This window comes from Pseudomonas sp. AC172 (assembly GCF_979258595.1).
In genome coordinates this window covers 5,911,602-5,933,313 of record NZ_OZ409868.1, presented here as the reverse complement: position 1 = coordinate 5,933,313, position 21,712 = coordinate 5,911,602, and the positions used below count along the sequence as shown (strand labels likewise).

Sequence of the window (21,712 nt, the reverse complement as noted above, 5' to 3'; positions counted from 1 at the left end):
CCTGCACGTTCCCCCTCACCCTGGCCCTCTCCCCCAGAGGGAGAGGGAACCGATCCGGGGATATTGAAGACCTGCAGCAACTTGAACGCCCAGCTGTGAATCCATAATCGCCAGGATCGTCGAAGTATAGCGCCAGACACCACGGTCGGCCCCTGCCCTACCGTCCCCATAATCGCCAAGCTCCTTCAGGTCAATGCATAGCGCCAGACACCTCGGTCGTCTCCCTCTCCCTCGGGGAGAGGGCTGGGGCGAGGGGTTTTTGGTCTCTCCACCCCCCCCAGACACAACAAAGCCCGCACAAGGCGGGCTCTGTTCTGACTCGGTCCAGACTTAGAAGCGGAACACTTCCATATCCGTCCGAATCGGCGATGCCATCGGAATCTTCGGCTGCTTCTCGGCTTCCGCCGCTGGCGCGGCCGGTTTCGGTGCCGATTTACGCGGGGCCTCTGCCACCGGTGGCTGATTGGCCAACGGCTTCAGCGCTACCGACAACTGTTCGGCCAGACGCTGCAGCAAAATCCCTTGTGCCTGAACCTGCGAAGCCGTACTGCCAGCATGCAGCTCCTGCAGATGCACGATGCGGTTATCGCGCACCTGACCACGACGATCGATCAGGCGCCACTGTGCATCAAGAATCGCCGGTTGTTTCGCGCCGGAGTCCAGACGCGTGATAGTCAGCAACACCTGCACGTCCGGAGTAAATCCGCTCGTGGCCGGTGCCAGCACCACACGCTGGCTGTCCAGATGACCCGCCACCTGGCGCATCAACAACTGATCAATATCCGACGAAAGGCTGCCAGCCCAACGACCGTCGGTCGCCGCTTGCAGACTGCCGTCCGGTTGACGTTGCAGCAATGTCTCACGTTGCAGGTAATCGGCAACGACTACCGGGCCCAATAAAACAGCCATGCCTGCGCTTTGCGCAGGCTGAACCGGACTTCCGCTGTCCAGTTGATACAGCGACACCGGCTGGTGAACGCTGCAACCCGCCAGGCCCAAAACGCCGGCGAGCAGGAAAATAAGGGGGCGCAGAGCAGTCATCATCCCGTCCAGGTGGCCGCCACAAGGCTGACCACAGTGAAAATACTCAATAAATATGAAGAACGCTCGGCCACGCCGGCGCTTGGAAAGGCCATATCATCCGTGAATATGCGTTCCGACTCCAGCGCCAAAGCGTCGATCTACGCGTTAAATCGTGGATCGACGCCTCTAGGACGCCTAATTGAGGTTTTCGACGAGCAGCGCATCCACTCTCTGGAAGCCCCTTGGAAGCTTGTTGCCACGACGTCCACGTTCACCTTTGTAGTGTTCGAGGTCGTCGGCCTTGAGCGACAGGGTCCGTTTTCCGGCCTGCAATATCAAGGTGGCGCCTTCCGGAATGACGGCGATGTCCGTGACATATTCTTCGCGACTGGCCACACGCTCACCGGGAATACCGATGATCTTGTTGCCTTTGCCCTTCCCTAATTGTGGCAGATCGCTGATTTTGAAGATCAGCAGGCGACCTTCGGTAGTAACCGAGGCCAGCCAGTTGTGCTCACGATCCGCCACCGGCCGCGGAGCAATAACCTTGGCGTTGTTCGGCAGGCTCAACAGGGCCTTACCGGCCTTGTTCTTGGCTTGCAGGTCTTCGCCTTTCACCACGAAACCGTACCCGGCGTCGGAGGCGATCACGTATAACGCGTCGTCTTCCGGCATCAGCACGCATTCGAAGGTCGCGCCCGGTGGCGGTGTCAGACGACCGGTCAACGGTTCGCCCTGGCCACGCGCCGACGGCAGCGTATGCGCGGCAACCGAATAGCTGCGGCCGGTGGAATCAATCACCACGGCAGACTGGTTGGAACGCCCCGCCGCTGAGGTCTTGAAGCCATCGCCAGCCTTGTACGACAGGCCGGTGGCGTCGATCTCGTGACCCTTGGCCGAACGAATCCAGCCTTTTTCCGACAGCACCACGGTGACTTTTTCGTTCGGCAGCAAATCGTGCTCGGTCAACGCTTTGGCTTCGGTTCGCTCGACGATTGGCGAGCGGCGATCGTCGCCATAGGTTTCAGCGTCTTTGATCAGCTCGGTACGCACCAGCTTCTTCAGCTTGGCTTCGCTGCCCAGAAGGGCTTGCAGCTTGGCTTGTTCCTTGAGCAGTTCGTCCTGCTCGTCGCGCAGCTTCATCTCTTCCAGTCGCGCCAACTGACGCAGACGGGTGTCGAGGATGTAGTCGGCCTGAATCTCGCTGAGGGCGAAACGCTCGATCAGCTTGGCTTTCGGGTGTTCCTCGGTACGGATGATGTGGATCACTTCATCCAGGTTGAGGTAGGCAATCAACAAACCGTCCAACAGGTGCAGACGACGCTCGACCTTGTCGAGGCGGAATTGCAGGCGGCGACGCACGGTCTGCACGCGGAATTCCAGCCATTCGACCAGCAGCGCGCGCAGGTTTTTCAGCTGTGGCTTGCCGTCCAGGCCGATGATGTTGACGTTGACCCGGTAGGTCGACTCCAGCTCGGTGCTGGCGAACAAGTGCTGCATCAGCGCTTCGTGATCGACGCGGCTGTTGACCGGAATGATCACGATGCGGCACGGGTTTTCGTGGTCGGATTCGTCACGCAGGTCAGCGATCTGCGGCGCTTTCGACGGTTTCGCCTGCATCAGCGCAGCGATCTGCTCCAGCACTTTCGCACCGGAGACCTGGTGCGGCAGTGCAGTGACGATGATGTCGCCGTCCTCGACGTGGTACACGGCGCGCATGCGCACCGAGCCCTTGCCGGTTTCGTACATTTTCAGCAGGTCGGCGCGCGGCGTGATGATTTCCGCTTCGGTCGGATAGTCCGGGCCCTGAATGTGTTCGCAGAGCTGCTCGACCGTGGCTTTCGGCTCATCGAGCAGACGCACGCACGCTGTCGCGACTTCGCGCAGGTTGTGCGGTGGCACGTCGGTGGCCATGCCTACGGCAATACCGGTGGTGCCGTTGAGCAGGATGTTCGGCAGGCGCGCTGGCAGCACCAGCGGCTCTTGCAGGGTCCCGTCGAAGTTCGGGCCCCAGTCGGCAGTGCCTTGGCCCAGTTCACTGAGCAGTACTTCGGAATAACGCGACAAGCGTGCTTCGGTGTAACGCATGGCGGCGAAGGACTTCGGATCATCCGGCGCACCCCAGTTACCCTGGCCGTCGACCAGCGTGTAGCGATAGCTGAACGGCTGGGCCATCAGCACCATCGCTTCGTAGCACGCCGAGTCGCCGTGCGGGTGGAATTTACCGAGCACGTCGCCGACGGTTCGCGCCGACTTCTTGTGCTTGGAATCGGCGTCCAGCCCCAGCTCACTCATCGCATAAATGATGCGACGCTGTACCGGTTTCAGGCCGTCGCCGATATGCGGCAAGGCACGGTCCATGATCACGTACATGGAGTAATTGAGGTAGGCACTTTCGGTGAAGTCGGCCAGCGAGCGGCGTTCTACACCGTCCAGGCTGAGATCAAGGGGGTTGCTCATGCAGGCCTCATCGGTTCGTTGTCTGGCGCAGCAGCATGGTGCCACCGCGCTGAGTAAATTCAAGTTTGTTCAGGGCGCTCATGCCGAGCAACACCTGATCGCCATGCAGCCCCGGCGCCACCAGTGCACGGACGTCCCGCAGCACGATGTCACCCAGTTGCAAGCGGTCGATTTTGGTCCGGTAGCCTTGGCTCAGGCCATTGGCCGTGCTCAGGGTCACTCCGAAACCTTCTTCCAGCTTCAAGCGCTTGCCCAGATCCGCCGGGATCGCCACGTCGGTTGCGCCGGTGTCGAGCATGAACTCCACCGGCTCACCGTTGATCTGACCGCTGGCGACAAAATGCCCTTGGGCGTTGCCGGCCAGCTTCACTTCGATAAAACCTTCGCCCTGCTCCGAACTGACTACGACGTTCGGATTCTGCTGGTGCTGCTCCCACTGACCGAAAAACCGCGTGGCCAGAAACAGCGCAGCGCACCACGCCAGAATCATAAGCACCCGACCGGCGCGCTTGCCCGGCGGCTGTTGACTCATCGCTTGGCGCTCCAGCCGCCATCAGGTGCGGCGAAGCGCCAGACGATCGGGCGTTTCTCGCCGTCGGCACGCACGCCATCGTTGTTGTCCAGGCCAATCCATGCACCTTGCGCGTCCACGATAAGCGCTTCCGCCAGGCCATAGGCCTGTGAATAAAGGCGCTGTGGCTGCAAAGCATCATCGGCGTACGACCAGCATTGTTCGACCTTCGCCGTCACGGCATCACGACGACAAATTTGAAAGGCGTTGCGCTCAAGTGTGAACAACTTGCCGTTGAACAGCGACAGATCAGCAAAGTCGCGAGTTACGGCGCGGGCCTTGGGAAACTGCGGCGGCTGCATCTCGACCCCGGCTTCGCTGAGCAGCACGCAAGCACCGTCGCAATCCCAGACCGTTTGCTGGCGCCTGATCTTCAGCAGGCCACGACGCTCACGCTCGGCGGCCAGCCATAACTGATCGCCCGCCGGGTTGATCGCCAGCCCTTCGAACAGCGCATTGAAGTGCAGCAACATGCCACTGGCCCGGGCTTCTTTCACCAGCATTGGCGAGATTTTCAGCCACGAGGCCGGGCCTTGTGGCGGCACCTGCAACACGGCGGCATGGGCCTCGCTGACGATGTAGCGATTGCCGGCGCTGTCGCAGCTAATGCCTTCGAAATCCAGATCACCGCCACGAATGAACGACGCCGCCCAGGTGCGCGAACTCAAGCCCCACGGCAAACCGCTGTCCGGCACCGGCGGCACGTCGATGTGCACAGTTTCCGCCTGCCAGACATGATCAGCGGTTTTAAGCCGATATATCTGGTCGTCATCGCGGTCGGACACCGTCCACAACTCATTGCCGCACAGCGCCAGCCCCGACAAATTGCCGCCGCGCATGCCGTCGACCGGATGCTCGGAGAGCAGGCGCAATTCCTGTAACGGCTCGGCCGACACGGTCATCGCACTCAACAGCAAGGCACCTGCCAAGGCCCAGCCAAACCGCATCAGGCCAGCACCTCGGCGAGGTTGCCTTTGGATTCGAGCCAGGTCTTGCGGTCACCGGCGCGTTTCTTCGCCAGCAGCATGTCCATCATTTCCGAGGTTTCGGCAAAATCTTCGCCCAGCGTCAGTTGCACCAGACGTCGAGTGTTCGGGTCCATGGTGGTTTCGCGCAGCTGCGGCGGGTTCATTTCACCCAGACCTTTGAATCGGGTGACCTGTGGTTTGCCGCGTTTCTTCTCGGCGACCAGACGATCGAGAATGCCGTCACGCTCGGCTTCGTCGAGGGCGTAGTAAATCTCTTTGCCCAAGTCGATGCGGTACAGCGGCGGCATCGCCACATAGACGTGACCGGCATCCACCAGCGGGCGGAAATGCTGGACGAACAACGCGCACAGCAGCGTGGCAATGTGCAGGCCGTCGGAGTCGGCGTCGGCGAGGATGCAGATCTTGCCGTAACGCAGCTGGCTCATGTCCGCCGCGCCTGGATCGACACCGATGGCCACGGCAATGTTGTGCACTTCCTGACTGGCGAGCACTTCGCTGCCGTCGACTTCCCAGGTGTTGAGGATCTTGCCGCGCAACGGCAGGATCGCCTGGAACTCCTTGTCCCGCGCTTGCTTGGCGGAACCACCGGCGGAATCACCTTCGACCAGGAACAGTTCGGAACGCATCGGGTCCTGCCCGGCGCAGTCAGCCAGTTTGCCCGGCAATGCGGGGCCCTGAGTGACGCGTTTGCGCTCGACCTTTTTGCTCGCCTTGAGACGACGACCGGCGTTGTTGATAGCCAGTTCGGCCAGCGCCAGACCGGTTTCCGGGTTGGCGTTGAGCCACAGGCTGAACGCATCCTTGACCACACCAGAGACAAACGCCGCCGCTTCACGGGATGACAGACGCTCTTTGGTCTGGCCAGAGAATTGCGGCTCCTGCATTTTCATCGACAGGACGAAGGCGATGCGCTCCCAGACGTCTTCCGGCGCCAGCTTCACGCCGCGCGGCAGCAGGCTGCGGAATTCACAGAACTCGCGCATCGCGTCGAGCAGGCCCTGACGCAAACCGTTGACGTGGGTACCGCCCTGCGCCGTCGGGATCAGGTTGACGTAGCTTTCCTGCACTGCGTCGCCACCTTCCGGCAGCCACAGCAGCGCCCAGTCGACCGCCTCTTTATTACCGGCGAAAGCGCCGCAGAATGGCTCGTCCGGCAGGCGTTCGAATTCGTTGACGGCGTCGACCAGATACGAGCGCAGGCCGTCTTCGTAATGCCACTCGACTTTCTCGCCGGTGCCTTTGTCTTCGAAGCTGACCAGCAGGCCCGGGCACAACACAGCCTTGGCCTTGAGCACATGCTTGAGACGGCTGATGGAGAATTTCGGTGAATCGAAGTATTTCGGATCCGGCGCGAAGTACACGCTGGTGCCGGTATTGCGCTTGCCGACGGTGCCGACGATTTCCAGTTCCGAGGCTTTGAAACCATCGTTGAAAGTCATCTGGTATTCGTTGCCGTCACGCTTGACGCGCACGCGGACTTCGGTCGACAAGGCGTTGACCACGGAAATACCCACGCCGTGCAGACCGCCGGAGAACTGGTAGTTCTTGTTCGAGAACTTGCCGCCCGCGTGGAGCTTGGTGAGGATCAGCTCGACGCCGGACACACCCTCTTCCGGGTGGATGTCGACCGGCATGCCACGGCCGTCGTCGCTGACTTCCAGCGAGTGGTCGGCGTGCAGGATGACCTGTACCGATTTGGCATGGCCGGCCAAGGCTTCGTCGACACTGTTGTCGATGACTTCCTGGGCGAGGTGGTTCGGCCGACTGGTGTCGGTATACATGCCGGGGCGTTTGCGCACCGGGTCGAGGCCCGAGAGGACTTCGATGGCGTCGGCGTTATAAGAGCTAGCGCTGGGAGTGGCCATAGGGTCTCGTCGTCAGTCATTCATGAAATAGGGGCAAGACTTCACAGTGCGGTGAAATCGATTGCCTGATACAAATCGGCGCCAATGCCGGCAAAACTCAGCAACGCCGGCAATTGCCCGGCAAAACCCTGGAAACTGTGGTCGCCGCCGGCCTGAATGCGCAAGGAGCAGGCGCGGTAATACTGCTGGGCGAGGCGATAATCCAGTGTTTCATCGCCGGTCTGCAACCACACCTGATAACGCTGCGCATCCTGAGGCGCCGGCACTTCCAGTTCAGCCAGAGCGGTGACGTGGTCGTGGGTCAATTCCCAGGTTTCAGCGGTATACAGGTTTTTCTGTGTGCCCAGATAGCCGTCGAACATCCGGTGCGGGCTGACCGCCGGGTTGACCAGCAGGGCTTTCAGGCCATGGCGCTCGGCCAGGTGAGTCGCATAGTAGCCGCCGAGTGAGCTTCCCACCAGCAGCGGGCTGCCCAGTTCGGCAATCGCTTGTTCCAACTGACCGATGGCTTCGCGCGGGTGGTGATGCAGGGCCGGAACGCGCAGTTTATCGCTCAAACCCAGTTGCTCCATCACCGTTACCAGCTGACAGGCCTTTTTCGAGGCTGGGGCGCTGTTGAAACCGTGGATATAGAGGATCGAACCGGACATTTGAGCTCCCTGAGTGTCGGCCAAAGATAGCGGAGTTTACAGGGAGTCAGAGGAATCGTGGGTGTTTGTGCGGACGCCTTCGCGAGCAGGCTCGCTCCCACAGGGGGAATGCATTTCAACGTGGGAGCGAGCCTGCTCGCGAAGAGGCCAGTGTAGTCTCAGTAACCTTCGGAGCCGTAATCGACGGTAAAGTCGAACCCGGAAACACGCTCCACGCCAGTCTCCAACCGCCCATCCGGCAACAACCGCAACCACCGATACCCCGGCGCCTGCTCCCCTACCTTGAAATCCTCACTCCCCGGCTCGAACTGAATGCACGTCGAAGGCGAAGCCATCAAGCGCACGCCATTGCGCTGACGATCAATCTCCTGATGCACATGCCCCCACAACACCGCGCGGACCTGTGGGAAACGATCCAGCACCTCGAAAAACGCCTCAGGATTGCGCAAACCGATCGGCTCCATCCACGCACAACCGATCGACACCGGGTGATGGTGGAAGCACACCAGGTGATGCCGCTCCGGCGCTTCGCTCAGCGAGCGCGCCAGCAGTTGCAGTTGATCGTCCTGCAAGTACCCCGGCACCGAACCCGGCACCGCCGAATCCAGCAGCGTCACGCGCCAGTTACCGATATCGACCACCGGCTCCAGCAGCGTGCTTTGCACGGCAGCCTCGGCCATGATCATCGGTTCGTCGTGATTGCCGGGAATCCAGCGCGCCGGCGCAGCGATCTGCGCGCTCATCTGGCGAAACTGCTGATACGACTCCAGCGTGCCGTCCTGGGAAATATCCCCGGTAGCCAGAATCAGATCGATCTGCGGTTGTTGCCCCAGCACCAGCTCAATGACCTTTTGCAGGCTCTCGCGGGTATTCATGCCCAGCAGCGTACCGTCCGCTTCAGCGAACAGATGGCTGTCGGACAACTGCACCAGCAGCGCCGGATCGGCGGTGGTCAACGTGGATACGCTCGGCAAGGCGTTCTCCCAAGGCAAAAGCACGGAATCGATCAAGTGCCGCAATTATGCTGGGGGATGACTGAAAGAGGAAACCGCCGAACCGGACGCAGTTCACAACTAGCGTACGACTTCGTACTCGTGCCCCAACGCCAGGCAATGACTCAGCCATTCCCCCAAGAACAGATTGAGCTGAGCCTTTTCATCCGGCTGATGCATCGCCGCATTCGGATAAGGATAGATGCCGCGAAAGCGTCGCGCATGTTCGGCGCTGACCACTTCGGCCATGCGCGCGTCGTGATAGACCTGCACTTCCAGTTGCGGCACCGGCAGCCAGGGCAGGCTGTGTTCCTGACGCACTTGCAGCGTCGTGGTGTAAGGACAGGTTTGCAGTACTTCGAGGGCCAGCACGCCGAGCATCTGCTCGCCCTGGGTCACGGCAATGCGCCGCGCCTCGGGCTCGTTGCGCATGTCCGGCAGCAGTCGCATCAGGCGCGCGTAGTTGGCCTCGCAGGCGGCCTGCAGCCCCACGAGGTCTACTCGATAGCGATCGCGCAATTTGTTTACGACCATAACCCCCTCACTTCGGCGCGGTTCAGCGCCAGCCATTGCAAGGCGATGATGCTCGCCGCATTGGCAATGCGTCCGTCACGGACGGCCTGCAAGGCATCTTCAAAAGCCCAGACCGTGACGCGGATATCTTCTGCCTCTTCTTCCAGGCCATGCAGGCCGCCAACGCCGTCGGTACTGCAACGCCCCAAGTACAAATGCACGAACTCGTTGCTGCCGCCCGGCGACGGGAAATATTTGGTCATCGGCCACAAGGCTTTGATGTCCAGTCCAGCTTCCTCCTGCGCCTCGCGGTGAGCAACTTCTTCCGGCACTTCTGCCTTGTCGATCAGACCAGCGACCAGTTCAATCAGCCACGGATTATCGGTCTTGCCCATGGCACCGACGCGGAACTGCTCGATCAACACCACTTCGTCGCGCTGCGGATCGTAGGGCAGCATGCACACCGCGTCGTGGCGCACAAACACTTCACGGTTGATCTCACGGCTCATGCCACCGGCGAACAACTCATGGCGCAGGTGCAAACGGTCGAGTTTGTAAAAACCCTCGTAGCAGCGTTCGCGTCGCACGACGTCGACGGCGGCCGGAATGGCGTTGGCAAAATCAGTCATGAGCATCCTCTTACTACAGATCCAATACGAGGTTGCTGGTTGTCACTGGCAACCTCGACTTCGCGCCATCCTAACGCGCCCGAACGGTTTGATGCAGCCCCTTTACCGTCAGCGGGATGGACGGTGGAGGCGAAACCCACTCTAATTAGCTTAGTGGCGAACTGACTGCTTCTGCGAGAGTCGAAGCGGATATCTTTTTGCCTTCCCCTGCTTTCGAAAGGACGCCCATGTCGCTTTTCAAAATTGCCTCCGTGGCCGCCATCGCCCTGACCCTCGGCGCGTGCGCAAGCCTGTTCCAGCCCAACTACCGCACGCCGCTGGAAACCACTCGCGATGCGTCGGAACAACTGAAACCGGGCTGTTCCAACCCGGATTGCCCGCTGGTGAACATCGACACTCTGCGCTTCCCGGCCGAACCTGCGCTGGACGGCATCATCGAAAAACGTCTGCTGCAAATGACCCGCACCGAGAAAAATGCCCCGGTGGCACCGACTCTGGCGGCCTATCGCGATCAGTTTCTGGCCACTGCCGGCCCGCGCAACAGCAGCTACCTGCAAGCGAAAGTACGCGAGCAGCATGACGGCTTGGTGATCATCGAAGTGTCGAGCTACCTGGATACCGGCGGCGCCCATGGCACACCGGGTCGCGGTTTCATCAACTATTCGCGCCAGCAGCACAAGGTGCTGAACCTGTCCGACATGCTTGTGCCGGGTCAGGAAGACGCTTTCTGGAAAGCGGCGCAAGTCGCGCACAACAGCTGGTTGATCAGCACCAAGCTCGACCAGGAAGCGGACTTTGTGAAGAGCTGGCCGTTCGTGAAAACCCCGAACGTGGCGCTGACCTATGGCGGCGTGATCCTCAAGTACGACGTGAGCACCATTGCGCCTTACGCGCTGGGCCACGTCGAACTGAAGATCCCTTATCCGCGTCTGAACGGCATTCTCAAGCCTGAGCTGTTTCCCGGCCGTAACTGAAGGCCCGACCCAGTACCAGCTGCAACAGCCCTGCCAGCACCAGCGCCGGCAGGGTTGCGCCGACATCCGGATACAGATTCGCCAGCAAGTGGTAGGTGCTCACGCCACCCAGCCACGCCAACAACGCCGGCCAGCGCAATGCAGCCGATGCGACCTGAGCACTGCGCTTGCGCAGGATGAAGTGATCCACCAGCACCACGCCAAACAGCGGCGCAAACACCGAACCGATCAGCAACAGGAAATTCTGGTACTGCGCCAACGGCGCCAGCAGGGCGATCAGCGTGCAGATCACGCCGATGGCCAAGGCCAGATGCTCGACTTTCAGGCGCAACAGAATCCCGCTCGATACCGCCGCCGAGTGAATATCGGCGAAGGCGTTTTCCGACTCATCCAACAGAATCAGTAGCAACGGAATGCCCAGCCCAGCCCCGGCCAGTGCCAGCAACAGTGCGTTGACTTCACCGCTCGGCGCGAAGGCCAGGGTGTAGGCAACGCCAAGGCTCATCAGCCAGAAGTTGCCGATGAAGAAACCGACAGCGGTGCCACCGAAAACATTCTTCGCCCGCTTGCCGAAACGCGAGTAGTCGGCGATCAGCGGCAGCCATGACAGCGGCATCGCAATAGCGATGTCGAAGCCCACGGCGAACGGCATCGAACCGTCACCGGCACGCGACCAGAGATCGGCCAGATCGGCTTTGGCAAACAGGTTCCAGGTCAGCCACAGGCACGCGGCGAGCAACAGCCAGATGCCCCATTTGCGCAGGATCTGCCGGACGAAAGTCAGCGGCCCACTGACCGCGAGCAAGGTCGCCAGAGCACCGAAAAACAGTGTCCACAACACCGGGTTCGACCACAGCGAACCTTCGCTGAACGCGCGGGTGCCGAGCAGGCTGGCCGCATCGCGCATGACGATGATTTCGAACGAACCCCAACCGATCAATTGCAGCAAGTTGAGCAACGCCGGCAGGCTCGCGCCTTTGCTGCCGAGGCTGAGTTTCAGCGCGGCCATCGACGACAGGCCGGTGTCGCTGCCGATCACGCCGACAGCGGCCAGCAGCAGTACGCCGACCAGCGTGCCGAGGAAAATCGCCAGCAACGAACCGGACAGGCCCAGACCTGGTGCGAGCAATGCGCCGGTCTGCAGAACCATCAGGCCGATGCCGAGGGAGAACCACAGGGAAAACAGATCACGACCACCGAATACACGCTTGTCGGCGGGTACGGCGAGATCGGGGGAGTAAGTGCTGGGTTGAATGCTCAAGGGGGTTATCTCAAAAAAGAGCAGAGAAAAAGCTGCATGCTGCGAGCTACAAGTTAGAAGCAGTGCGCGGACTGCTTCTAATCTTGCAGCTTGCAGCTTGCCGCTCGGGGCTAGACTTTCTTGTACAGCTGACTGCCTTCCTTCTTGAACCGCTCGGCCTGTTCCGCCAGGCCTTGGGCGACGTCCACGTCGACCGCGTCGATCCGCTGGTTGGCCGCATACTCGCGGACTTCCTGAGTGATCTTCATCGAGCAGAATTTCGGCCCGCACATCGAACAGAAATGCGCGACCTTGGCCGAATCCTTCGGCAGGGTTTCATCGTGATACGAACGGGCGGTGTCCGGATCAAGTCCCAGGTTGAACTGGTCTTCCCAACGGAATTCGAAGCGCGCCTTGCTCAAGGCGTTGTCGCGAATCTGCGCGCCCGGATGTCCTTTGGCCAAGTCCGCCGCATGCGCCGCGATCTTGTAAGTGATGATCCCGGTCTTCACGTCATCCTTGTTCGGCAGGCCCAAGTGCTCCTTCGGCGTCACGTAGCAAAGCATCGCGCAACCGAACCAGCCGATCATCGCCGCACCGATACCCGAGGTGATGTGGTCGTAACCCGGCGCGATGTCGGTGGTCAGTGGGCCGAGGGTGTAGAACGGCGCCTCGTCGCAGCACTCCAGCTGCTTGTCCATGTTTTCTTTGATCAACTGCATCGGCACGTGGCCCGGGCCTTCGATCATGGTTTGCACGTCGTGCTTCCAGGCGATCTTGGTCAGCTCGCCGAGGGTTTCCAGTTCGCCGAACTGAGCAGCATCGTTGGCGTCGGCAATTGACCCCGGACGCAAGCCATCGCCCAGCGAGAAGCTGACGTCATAGGCTTTCATGATTTCGCAGATTTCTTCGAAATGCGTGTAGGCGAAGTTCTCTTTGTGGTGCGCCAGGCACCACTTGGCCATGATCGAACCGCCACGGGAAACGATACCGGTCACGCGTTTGGCGGTCAGCGGCACGTAGCGCAGCAACACGCCGGCGTGAATGGTGAAGTAGTCGACGCCCTGCTCGGCCTGCTCGATCAGCGTGTCGCGGAACAACTCCCAGGTCAGGTCTTCGGCCGCGCCGCCGACTTTTTCCAGCGCCTGATAGATCGGCACCGTGCCGATCGGCACCGGCGAGTTGCGGATGATCCACTCGCGGGTTTCGTGAATGTGCTTGCCAGTGGACAAGTCCATGATGTTGTCCGCGCCCCAGCGAATACCCCAGGTCAGTTTCGCCACTTCTTCTTCGATGGACGAACCCAAAGCACTGTTGCCGATGTTGCCGTTGATCTTCACCAGGAAGTTACGGCCGATGATCATCGGTTCCAGTTCGGTGTGGTTGATGTTGGCCGGAATGATTGCGCGGCCACGGGCGATCTCTTCACGGACAAATTCAGGGGTGATGATTTTTGGCACGCTGGCGCCGAAGCTGTGACCCGGGTGTTGCTGATCCAGCAGGCCAGCGGCGCGGGCCACTTCAAGTTTCATGTTTTCGCGGATGGCGACGAATTCCATCTCGGGCGTGATGATGCCCTGACGCGCGTAGTGCATTTGCGTGACATTGCCACCGGCCTTGGCGCGGCGCGGATTGTTGACGTGGGCAAAGCGCAGTTTGGTCAGTTCCGGATCGGCGAGGCGCTCGCGACCGAAGTTGGAACTCAGGCCCGCCAGGCGTTCAGTGTCGCCACGGTCGTCGATCCACGCCGAACGCACATCGGCCAGGCCTTTGCGCACATCGATGACCACGTTTGGATCGGTGTACGGGCCGGAGGTGTCATAGACGGTGACCGGCGCGTTGATTTCGCCGCCGAAGTCGGTCGGGGTCACGTCGAGGGTGATTTCGCGCATCGGCACGAGGATGTCCGGGCGCGAGCCCTGAACGTAGACTTTTTGCGAACGGGTGAACGGCTTGACCGATTGCTCGTCGACCTTGGCCGAGTCACTCAGGTTGATCGCGTTTTTTGATTTCGTAGTCATCACGGGCTCTCCAGACAGCATCCAGGCAGTGGATTGTCGGAGCAGAACCTGAAAGGCACGGACGCACCAGAACCGGTGCTGTGCATCGTCGTCGAGCGTTCGATTGTCGAACAATTTCCCGGACGAAGCACAAGAGGACTCGCCGGGTGACGAGAAATCTTGTTCCCTACGCAGGCGCTAACCTGATCAGGTTCAACGGGATCCGAAATTATTCGATCTCAGCCTCATAGCAAGGCACCCCGACAAGAACCCGGCCAGTCTAGACACAACCGGCAAAGAACGCCAACACCGCAGCAAACACCATGATGAATGGCGCAAATACACAGGTTGGGCCGATTGTTGTGATTCGATTGCCCAACTACACTCGCCTTGCCCTGTCGCGCCTTGACGCTGTGGGGCCTGCGCCGTAGCCTTGGCGCCCGGATTACTTCCATAATATTAATGCTAGGGATCGCCTCATGCTGCGCAAACTCTCACTGGCTCTTGCCGTGTCTTGTGCGTCCAACGCAATGGCCTGGGCAGCAGAAGCGCCCTTGTCGACCAAAACCGACCTGGTCAGTGTCTATCAGGAGGCGGTCGACAATAACGCCGATCTGGCCGCTGCGCGCGCTCAGTACGGCGCACAGAAAGAAGTGGTGCCGCAGGCACGCGCGGGGCTGCTGCCGAATCTGTCGGGCGGTGCCGAAGTTGCCAATGTGCGTACGTCGATCGATCAGCCTTCGGCCACAGCCAATCGCAGCGCTCACTCGTATCAGGCAACCCTGGCTCAGCCGTTGTTCCGCGCCGATCGCTGGTTCCAGTATCAGGCCGCGAAGGACGTCAACGAGCAAGCCGCGCTGCAACTGTCGGCGACCGAGCAGAACCTGATCCTGCAATCGGCCGAGAGCTATTTCAACGTGCTGCGCAGCCAGGACAACCTCGCTTCAACCAAGGCTGAAGAAGCCGCATTCAAGCGCCAGCTCGACCAGTCCAATGAGCGTTTCGACGTGGGCCTGTCGGACAAGACTGACGTGCTGCAATCGCAAGCCAGTTACGACACCGCTCGCGCCAACCGCATCGTTGCGCAACGTCAGGTCGACGATGCGTTCGAAGCGCTGATCACCCTGACGAACCGCCAGTACAACTCGATTCAGGGCATCGTCCACACGTTGCCGATCCTGCCGCCGGCGCCGAACGACGCCAAGGCCTGGGTCGACACAGCGGCGAAACAGAACCTCAATTTGCTGGCGAGCAACTTTGCCGTCAGCTCCGCCGAACAGACCCTCAAGCAACGCAAGGCCGGCCACTTGCCGACCCTCGATGCGGTGGCCAAATACGAAAAGGGTGACAACGACGCCCTCGGTTTTTCCAACCCGAACGCTTTCGGTGTGCCATACCGCGACAACGTCGAGCAGAGCACAGTCGGTTTGCAACTGAACATCCCGATCTACAGCGGCGGGCTGACCAGCTCGCAAGTGCGCCAGTCGTATGAACAACTGAATCAGAGCGAACAACAGCGCGAATCGCTGCGTCGGCAGATCGTCGAGAACACTCGCAACCTGCACCGCGCAGTGAACACCGACGTTGAGCAAGTGCAGGCGCGCCGCCAGTCGATCATCTCCAACCAGAGCGCAGTGGAAGCTACGGAGATCGGTTATCAGGTCGGCACCCGAAACATCGTTGACGTGCTCGATGCGCAGCGTCAGCTGTACACCTCGGTGCGCAATTACAACAACACCCGCTACGACTACATCCTCGACAACCTGCGCTTGAAGCAGGCGGCGGGAACTTTGAATCCGGGGGACCTGGAAGATCTGCGGCGTTATCTGAAGGCTGACTACAACCCGGACAAGGATTTCCTCCCGCCGGATCTGGCCAAGGCCGCCGAAGCGCAGCTCAAGGCACGGCCTTAAGCCTTAAAAACAAAAGATCGCAGCCTTCGGCGGCTCCTACAGGAAACGTATTCCAATGCAGGAGCTGCCGAAGGCTGCGATCTTTTTGCTTTATTTGATCAGTCGGCCCAAGCCATCCAGCAAGCGCTGCAACGCGCCCTGATTACGGCGCATTACCGCCAGCCCGGCTTCGGCCATGCGCTGCGCGTCACGCGGCAACTCGAACAAGCGCTGCACCTCCACCGCCAGCCCTTCGGCATCATCGACCTCGGCCAACGCCCCGGCTTCACGCAATTGCGCGGCGATGTCGAGGAAGTTGAACAGGTGCGGGCCACTGATTACCGGTTTCGCCAAGGCTGCCGGCTCCAGTAGGTTGTGCCCACCGTTGGCGACCAGGCTACCGCCGACAAACGCACTGTCCGCCAAGGCATAGAGAAACAGCAATTCGCCCATGGTGTCGCCGAGCAGCACGCCAGTCTGCGCATCGACATTGGCAGCGGTCGAACGCCGCACCGTGGCGAAGCCTTCGCGCTGGCACAGTTCGAACACCGAGTTGAAGCGTTCCGGGTGACGTGGCACCAGGATCAGCAGCGCATCAGGGTGATTGGCCAGCAAGCGACGGTGGGCATCGAGCACCACTTCGTCCTCGCCTTCGTGGGTGCTGGCGGCGATCCACACTGGGCGCTCCAGCGCCTGCCACTGCCCGCGCAGTTCGGCGGCGCGTTGCAACAGTTGCGGGTCGATGGTCAGGTCGAACTTGATCGAACCGGTGACCTCGACTGTCTCCGGGCGCGCGCCCAGATCACGGAAGCGCTGGGCTTCGGTTTCGGTCTGGATTGCGAAAAAACTCATTTCGGCAAGCATTGGCGCGGTCAGCTTGCTGAAGCGGCCATAGCCGCGTGCCGAACGCTCGGACAAGCGCCCGTTGGCCAGCGCCACCGGGATTCCACGCTTGGCGCACTGATGAATGTGGTTGGGCCACAGCTCGGTTTCCATGATCACCGCAAGCTTGGGCTGAGCGCGATCAAGAAACCGCGCCGCCGCACACGGCAAGTCATACGGCAGATAGCAATGCTGGATGCGCGGCTCATTGGCGAACAGCGCCTGAATCCGCTCCGAACCGGTCGGCGTCATGCAGGTCACGGTGATCGGCAACTGTGGATAACGTTGCAGCAAGGCGCGAATCATCGGCGCGGCGGCGATGCTTTCGCCCACCGATACCGCGTGCACCCAGATGCCGCCGGGTTGCAATTTCGGCATGCCGCAGGAGAAACGTTCGCCAATTCGTTTGGCATACGCCGGCGCCTTGCGCGCTCGCAGCCATAGCCGAATCGCCACCAATGGCAGCCCCAGGTAAAACAGCGCGGTGTACAGAGTTCTATTCATGGCGGCGGAGTTTATCGGCTTTTGTCGCCGATCGCGCGCAAGTGCACGGCAAAACGTTCGGCCAGCCAGCGCGCGGCCGGGCCGAGGGGTTCGTCGCGGCGCCAGACCAGTTCCACCACCAGCGCCGGTGGCGTCCATTCGCTGTCGAGTTCGACCATCAAACCTTGATAGGCCGAGTACTGCACCACATGCCGGGGCAACCAGGCCCAGCCGAGATCACGCACCAGCCATTCAGACATCACGTAAAAACTGTCGGCACGCCACACCTGTGGGCTGGCCGGCTCGTTGCCGGGGTAGACACTGGTTTGCGTCGACATCAGCAACTGCCGGTGTTGCGCCAGTTGCTGGCAGGTCACGTAGGACTGCGTCGCTAACGGATGATTGATCCCGCAGACGGTGACCATTTCCACGCTGCCCAGCACGCGGCGCTCCAGCGCCTCGGGGATTTCATCGTGATAGAACAGCAGACCGAGGTCGGCGCGGTGCTCGACCAGTTTGTGCGCGACTTCGCCTTGGGCGGCGCTGGTCAGTTGCACTTCGAGGCTAGGGAATTGCTCGGCCAGTTCTCCGAAGCTTTCCACCAGCGCCTGATACGGCATGGCTTCATCCTGTGCCACGCGCAGTTGCGCTTCCTGGCCACGCATCATTGCCATCGCCCGGCCATTCAGACGCTCGCACTGGCGCAGGACTTCACGTGCTTCTTCCAGCAACGCTTCACCCGCTTCGGTGAGGGTTGGCTGGCGACCGCTGCTACGCTCAAACAGGCTGACGCCCAAGTCATCTTCAAGCATGGCAATCGCGCTGCTGATCGCCGACTGCGCTTTGCGCTGCTGACGCGCTACAGCGGAAAACGAGCACTGCTCAGCAACGCCGACAAACACCCGTAGCTGATCTAGATTCCATTGCATGCCTATTTACCAACCCATCTCTGTAGCAGATAGGTAATGACTTTACCCCATCTGGCGAATCACTAGAATGCCGCGTCAGCAAGCAACGTTTTACATGAGGATTTGAACCATGAACGCCTACGCCTACCTGGCCATTGCCATTTGCGCCGAAGTGATCGCCACTGTGTCGATGAAAGCCGTCAAAGGCATCAGCACGCCGCTGCCGTTGGTGCTGGTTATCGTCGGTTACGCGATTGCGTTCTGGATGCTGACACTGGTGGTGCGCACCGTTCCGGTTGGGGTGGCCTACGCGGTCTGGGCCGGCATGGGCATCGTGATGGTCAGCGTCGCGGCGCTGTTCATCTACGGGCAGAAGCTGGATATCCCGGCGATGCTGGGGATGGCGTTGATCGTGCTCGGCGTCGTCGTGATCCAGCTGTTCTCCAAGACCGCCGGCCACTAAAGCCAAAACACATCCCCCTGTAGGAGTGAGCCTGCTCGCGATAGCTATGTATCAGACAACATAACTGTTGAATGAAAGACCGCTATCGCGAGCAGGCTCACTCCTACAGGTTCTGTATTCCACGTGTTGATCATCGACAAATCCCGCGCTTTCCCGAGTCTGTATACTGCGCCCTCGTCTTGAACACTGAGGTCGCTGCATGCCATCCGTTATTTCCACCGACGTTCTGATTGTCGGCGCTGGTGTCGCCGGCCTCTGGCTGAACGCGCGTCTGCGCCGTCAGGGTTTTTCGACCGTACTGGTGGAAAGCGCCAGCCTCGGCGGCGGGCAGACCGTGAAGTCCCAGGGCATCATCCACGGCGGCGCCAAATACGCGTTGCACGGTGCACTGACCGGCGCCTCTGAAGCCATCGCCGATATGCCACGCCGCTGGCGTGAGGCGCTGGCCGGCAATGGCGAACTGGATCTGTCCGGCGTACGCCTGCTGTCCGAAGCTCACTATTTGTGGTCTCCGGGCACTCTGGCGGGCAACCTCACCAGTTTCTTCGCCAGTAAAGCCGTGCGCGGCCGGGTCGATCAGGTCAAGGGCGAGCAACTGCCGCCAGCCCTGCAAGACAAACGCTTCAAGGGCAAGGTCTACCGCCTCGCCGAACTGGTGGTCGACGTGCCGAGCCTGATTCAGCGTCTGGCCGATCTGGCCGGCGATGGCCTGCTCGCCGGGCAAACCATCGAGCCTCTTCTGGAAGCCGGCGTGCTGGTGGGTTTGAAAGTCGATGGCCGCGAAATCCGCGCGCAACGCATCGTCCTCAGCGCCGGCGCCGGTACCGCCCAACTGCTCGAAAATCTTGGTTTGAGCCAGCCGGCCATGCAACGCCGGCCATTGCACATGATCATCGCCAAAGGCCCGGGCCTGAAACCGCTTTACGCCCATTGCCTGGGCGGTGGCACCAAACCGCGCATCACCGTGACCACGCATCCGGCCGCTGACGGCCAGTGGGTCTGGTACATGGGTGGCGACATCGCCGAGAGCGAAGGCGTGCACCGCGAACCGGCCGAGCAGATCGCCACCGCGCAGAAAGAGATCGCACAGTTGTTACCGTGGATCGACCTCAGCACCACGCAATGGGCGACCTTGCGCGTTGACCGCGCCGAGCCGTTGCAAACCGGGCTGACTCGCCCGGACAACGCTTTCCTTGCCGAACAGGGTCGCTTGCTGGTCGGCTGGCCGACCAAACTGGCACTGGCGCCGGACTTTGCCGATCGCGTGATCGCCTCTCTTGAACGCGACGGCATCCAGCCGCAAACCACCGAACCGCTACCGGCCCTGCCAAAACCACCAATGGGCATTCCTGCCTGGGAGCAATTGCTGCCATGACCATTGCCAGCCTGCATGACTTCCACCGTTCGCTGGGCAGCACCGGTCTGACGGTTTCGCCACTGGGTCTGGGCACGGTCAAACTCGGCCGTGACCAAGGGGTGAAATACCCCAACGGTTTTCAGATTCCCGGTGACGATGAAGCGCGAATGTTGCTGCGTCAGGCGCAAGATCTGGGCATCAACCTCATCGACACCGCCCCGGCCTATGGCCGCAGCGAAGAACGCCTTGGCCCGTTGCTACGCGGCCAGCGGCAAGACTGGGTAATCGTCAGCAAGGTCGGCGAAGAGTTTGCCGATGGCCTGTCGCGCCACGACTTCAGCGCGGCGCACACACGGATGTCGGTGGAGCGCAGCCTGCAACGTCTTGAAACCGATTTTATCGACCTGGTGCTGGTGCACTCCGACGGCAACGACATGGCGATCCTCGAACACGAAGAGGTTTACGCGACACTCGCGGCGCTCAAGGCCGAGGGCAAGATTCGCGGCTTCGGCTTCTCCGGCAAGACTGTCGAAGGTGGCTTGAAAGCACTGGAGCAAGGCGACTGCGCGATGGTCACCTACAATCTGAACGAACAAAACGAGAAGGCTGTCATTGACTATGCTGCTGCCCACGGCAAAGCCATTCTGGTGAAAAAAGCCTTGGCCAGCGGTCATGTTTGCCTGAGCCCGGGCGTCGATCCGGTGCGCGCCAGCTTCGAATTGCTGTTCGCGCAACCTGGCGTGGCCAGTGCTATTGTCGGCACGATCAACCCGCTGCACCTCGCCCACAACGTTGCGACCGTTGCCCAGGTCCTGCGTGGTCACTGACGCCGCTTCGCGGCCTTAAGCAGGAGCCGATATGCCGCGCACGCTCATCAGAAAGAACCCGAGCAACTTCAAGACCCTGCCGCTGTTCGTCGAAGCTACCCCGGAAGGCCTGACCTACCAAAGCGTCGGCATGCCGCTGAACTTCGCGCAAACCTTGCAGCGGCGCAAACCGGTGAGCGTGGCCGATGCCGAGCGCTTCTCGCTGGAATTGGCCAACCTCGGAGTCTCGGTGCGCCTGACCCTGCATTGGCAGAACCGCGACTATTGGGTACTGGTGCGCCAGCGCCGACAGGATCGTGGCGACGTCGTGCTCAAGTTGATTTCCGGTTACGTGCCGGCGCACGAACTGAATATTCCGCTGCACACCGCCATTCAGGAAATTGCCGAAGAGTGTTTGCTCGAGACACCGGAAGGCTGGCTCGGCGGGCGCTTCAACGACACCTGGCTGCCAGCGCCCTACTCCGCAGCGCTGCATTATCGCGAGGCTCTGCCGTTTCGCCTGACGCCGTTGTCCGGCTCGGCGCGACCGATCCGTTGCGCCAATCTGCAATTGCTCGAACGGCCTCGGGCCTACGTGCATCTGCCGACCGCCTCATTGCAACTGATCTATGACTTGCGCCTGGATGTGCCCAAGGAAGCCAAGTCCCTGAGCCTGTTCCACGTCGACGAGCGTCTGGAGGGTGATCAACTGGTGGCCCGACTCGACCGCAAGCGCCCCGACCTGTACTTGATGCCACTCAAGGACGGCGCGCCACTGGCCGAGTTGTACACGCTCAAGCGCGACAAACTCGTTGCCGCCGGCACCCGAGGTCTGTATCTGGCCGAGAGCTTTGCGACACAAACCGGTTGGGTCGTGCGCGAGGAGCGGATTCGCTGGAAGGACTGGCTGGTGCAACAGGGCCTGCAACCGGCGAAAGCCCCGCGTCAGGGGCTCAAGCAGTTGAGTATCAAGGCGCTGCGAATAATCGGGCTGGGCAAAAAAACCGCCAAATAG

Annotated in this window: 19 protein-coding genes and 1 riboswitch; of the genes, 6 read left to right on the top strand and 13 right to left on the bottom strand. The window is 60.9% G+C overall.

What is annotated here, in order from left to right; translation table 11 throughout:
- Window positions 1-330: 330 nt before the first annotated feature.
- The 9 genes from ACZ0A4_RS26770 to ACZ0A4_RS26730 form a co-directional block, all read right to left on the bottom strand.
- Entirely contained in the window at window positions 331-1,041 is a 711-nt protein-coding gene (locus ACZ0A4_RS26770) for a PqiC family protein (protein ID WP_141128519.1), read from the bottom strand.
- Between the two features lie 177 nt (window positions 1,042-1,218).
- Complete coding sequence (gene parC / locus ACZ0A4_RS26765) at window positions 1,219-3,483, bottom strand: DNA topoisomerase IV subunit A (RefSeq protein WP_463576947.1); 2,265 nt, start codon at window positions 3,481-3,483, stop codon at window positions 1,219-1,221.
- A 7-nt stretch (window positions 3,484-3,490) separates the two neighbouring features.
- The gene (locus ACZ0A4_RS26760) at window positions 3,491-4,015 is read right to left on the bottom strand and encodes a retropepsin-like aspartic protease family protein (RefSeq protein ID WP_463576945.1); all 525 of its coding nucleotides are present in this window, start codon (window positions 4,013-4,015) and stop codon (window positions 3,491-3,493) included.
- Window positions 4,012-5,001, bottom strand: coding sequence for an esterase-like activity of phytase family protein (locus ACZ0A4_RS26755; protein ID WP_463576944.1), 990 nt, complete (start codon window positions 4,999-5,001; stop codon window positions 4,012-4,014). Before ACZ0A4_RS26755 ends, ACZ0A4_RS26760 begins: the two co-directional genes overlap by 4 nt.
- On the bottom strand, window positions 5,001-6,908 hold the full coding sequence (gene parE, locus ACZ0A4_RS26750) for a DNA topoisomerase IV subunit B (RefSeq protein WP_463576942.1): 1,908 nt from the start codon (window positions 6,906-6,908) through the stop codon (window positions 5,001-5,003). Before parE ends, ACZ0A4_RS26755 begins: the two co-directional genes overlap by 1 nt.
- A gap of 41 nt (window positions 6,909-6,949) precedes the next feature.
- On the bottom strand, window positions 6,950-7,558 hold the full coding sequence (locus ACZ0A4_RS26745) for a YqiA/YcfP family alpha/beta fold hydrolase (protein WP_463576941.1): 609 nt from the start codon (window positions 7,556-7,558) through the stop codon (window positions 6,950-6,952).
- Between the two features lie 158 nt (window positions 7,559-7,716).
- The gene (cpdA, locus tag ACZ0A4_RS26740; RefSeq protein WP_463576939.1) at window positions 7,717-8,532 is read right to left on the bottom strand and encodes a 3',5'-cyclic-AMP phosphodiesterase; all 816 of its coding nucleotides are present in this window, start codon (window positions 8,530-8,532) and stop codon (window positions 7,717-7,719) included.
- Between the two features lie 99 nt (window positions 8,533-8,631).
- The gene (locus ACZ0A4_RS26735) at window positions 8,632-9,084 is read right to left on the bottom strand and encodes a DUF1249 domain-containing protein (RefSeq protein ID WP_016985685.1); all 453 of its coding nucleotides are present in this window, start codon (window positions 9,082-9,084) and stop codon (window positions 8,632-8,634) included.
- Window positions 9,075-9,692, bottom strand: coding sequence for an NUDIX domain-containing protein (locus tag ACZ0A4_RS26730; protein ID WP_463576938.1), 618 nt, complete (start codon window positions 9,690-9,692; stop codon window positions 9,075-9,077). The genes ACZ0A4_RS26735 and ACZ0A4_RS26730 overlap by 10 nt, the downstream gene beginning before the upstream one ends.
- Before the next feature lie 227 nt (window positions 9,693-9,919).
- Here ACZ0A4_RS26730 and ACZ0A4_RS26725 point away from each other — a divergent pair, with 227 nt between their 5' ends.
- On the top strand, window positions 9,920-10,666 hold the full coding sequence (locus tag ACZ0A4_RS26725) for an RsiV family protein (protein ID WP_463576936.1): 747 nt from the start codon (window positions 9,920-9,922) through the stop codon (window positions 10,664-10,666).
- Here ACZ0A4_RS26725 and cytX read toward each other — a convergent pair.
- Window positions 10,635-11,927: a putative hydroxymethylpyrimidine transporter CytX gene (cytX, locus tag ACZ0A4_RS26720; RefSeq protein WP_007915751.1), complete on the bottom strand. Its 1,293-nt coding sequence runs from the start codon at window positions 11,925-11,927 to the stop codon at window positions 10,635-10,637. The genes ACZ0A4_RS26725 and cytX overlap by 32 nt on opposite strands.
- A 110-nt stretch (window positions 11,928-12,037) precedes the next feature.
- A complete protein-coding gene (gene thiC, locus ACZ0A4_RS26715; protein WP_077570562.1) occupies window positions 12,038-13,927 on the bottom strand; it encodes a phosphomethylpyrimidine synthase ThiC in 1,890 nt (629 codons plus the stop codon).
- Window positions 13,928-14,073: 146 nt separating this feature from the next.
- A riboswitch (TPP riboswitch) is annotated at window positions 14,074-14,179 on the bottom strand.
- A 206-nt stretch (window positions 14,180-14,385) separates the two neighbouring features.
- On the opposite strand from thiC, the gene ACZ0A4_RS26710 reads away from it, so the two are divergent.
- Window positions 14,386-15,819, top strand: coding sequence for a TolC family outer membrane protein (locus tag ACZ0A4_RS26710; RefSeq protein ID WP_093430148.1), 1,434 nt, complete (start codon window positions 14,386-14,388; stop codon window positions 15,817-15,819).
- Between the two features lie 90 nt (window positions 15,820-15,909).
- Here the strand turns inward: ACZ0A4_RS26710 and waaA are convergent, their stop codons facing one another.
- Window positions 15,910-17,184, bottom strand: coding sequence for a lipid IV(A) 3-deoxy-D-manno-octulosonic acid transferase (waaA, locus tag ACZ0A4_RS26705; RefSeq protein WP_463576934.1), 1,275 nt, complete (start codon window positions 17,182-17,184; stop codon window positions 15,910-15,912).
- Between the two features lie 11 nt (window positions 17,185-17,195).
- A complete protein-coding gene (locus ACZ0A4_RS26700; RefSeq protein WP_463576932.1) occupies window positions 17,196-18,092 on the bottom strand; it encodes a LysR family transcriptional regulator in 897 nt (298 codons plus the stop codon).
- Window positions 18,093-18,201: 109 nt separating this feature from the next.
- Here ACZ0A4_RS26700 and ACZ0A4_RS26695 point away from each other — a divergent pair, with 109 nt between their 5' ends.
- From ACZ0A4_RS26695 to ACZ0A4_RS26680, 4 genes are all read left to right on the top strand, one after another.
- Window positions 18,202-18,534 (top strand): DMT family transporter, encoded by a 333-nt coding sequence (locus tag ACZ0A4_RS26695; RefSeq protein ID WP_007915730.1) that lies wholly within the window; start codon window positions 18,202-18,204, stop codon window positions 18,532-18,534.
- 199 nt (window positions 18,535-18,733) lie between these two features.
- Entirely contained in the window at window positions 18,734-19,909 is a 1,176-nt protein-coding gene (locus tag ACZ0A4_RS26690) for an NAD(P)/FAD-dependent oxidoreductase (RefSeq protein WP_463576930.1), read from the top strand.
- On the top strand, window positions 19,906-20,718 hold the full coding sequence (locus ACZ0A4_RS26685; RefSeq protein ID WP_141128532.1) for an aldo/keto reductase: 813 nt from the start codon (window positions 19,906-19,908) through the stop codon (window positions 20,716-20,718). The genes ACZ0A4_RS26690 and ACZ0A4_RS26685 overlap by 4 nt, the downstream gene beginning before the upstream one ends.
- 31 nt (window positions 20,719-20,749) lie before the next feature.
- Window positions 20,750-21,712, top strand: a complete 963-nt coding sequence (locus ACZ0A4_RS26680; protein ID WP_463576928.1) for a metal ABC transporter ATPase — start codon at window positions 20,750-20,752, stop codon at window positions 21,710-21,712.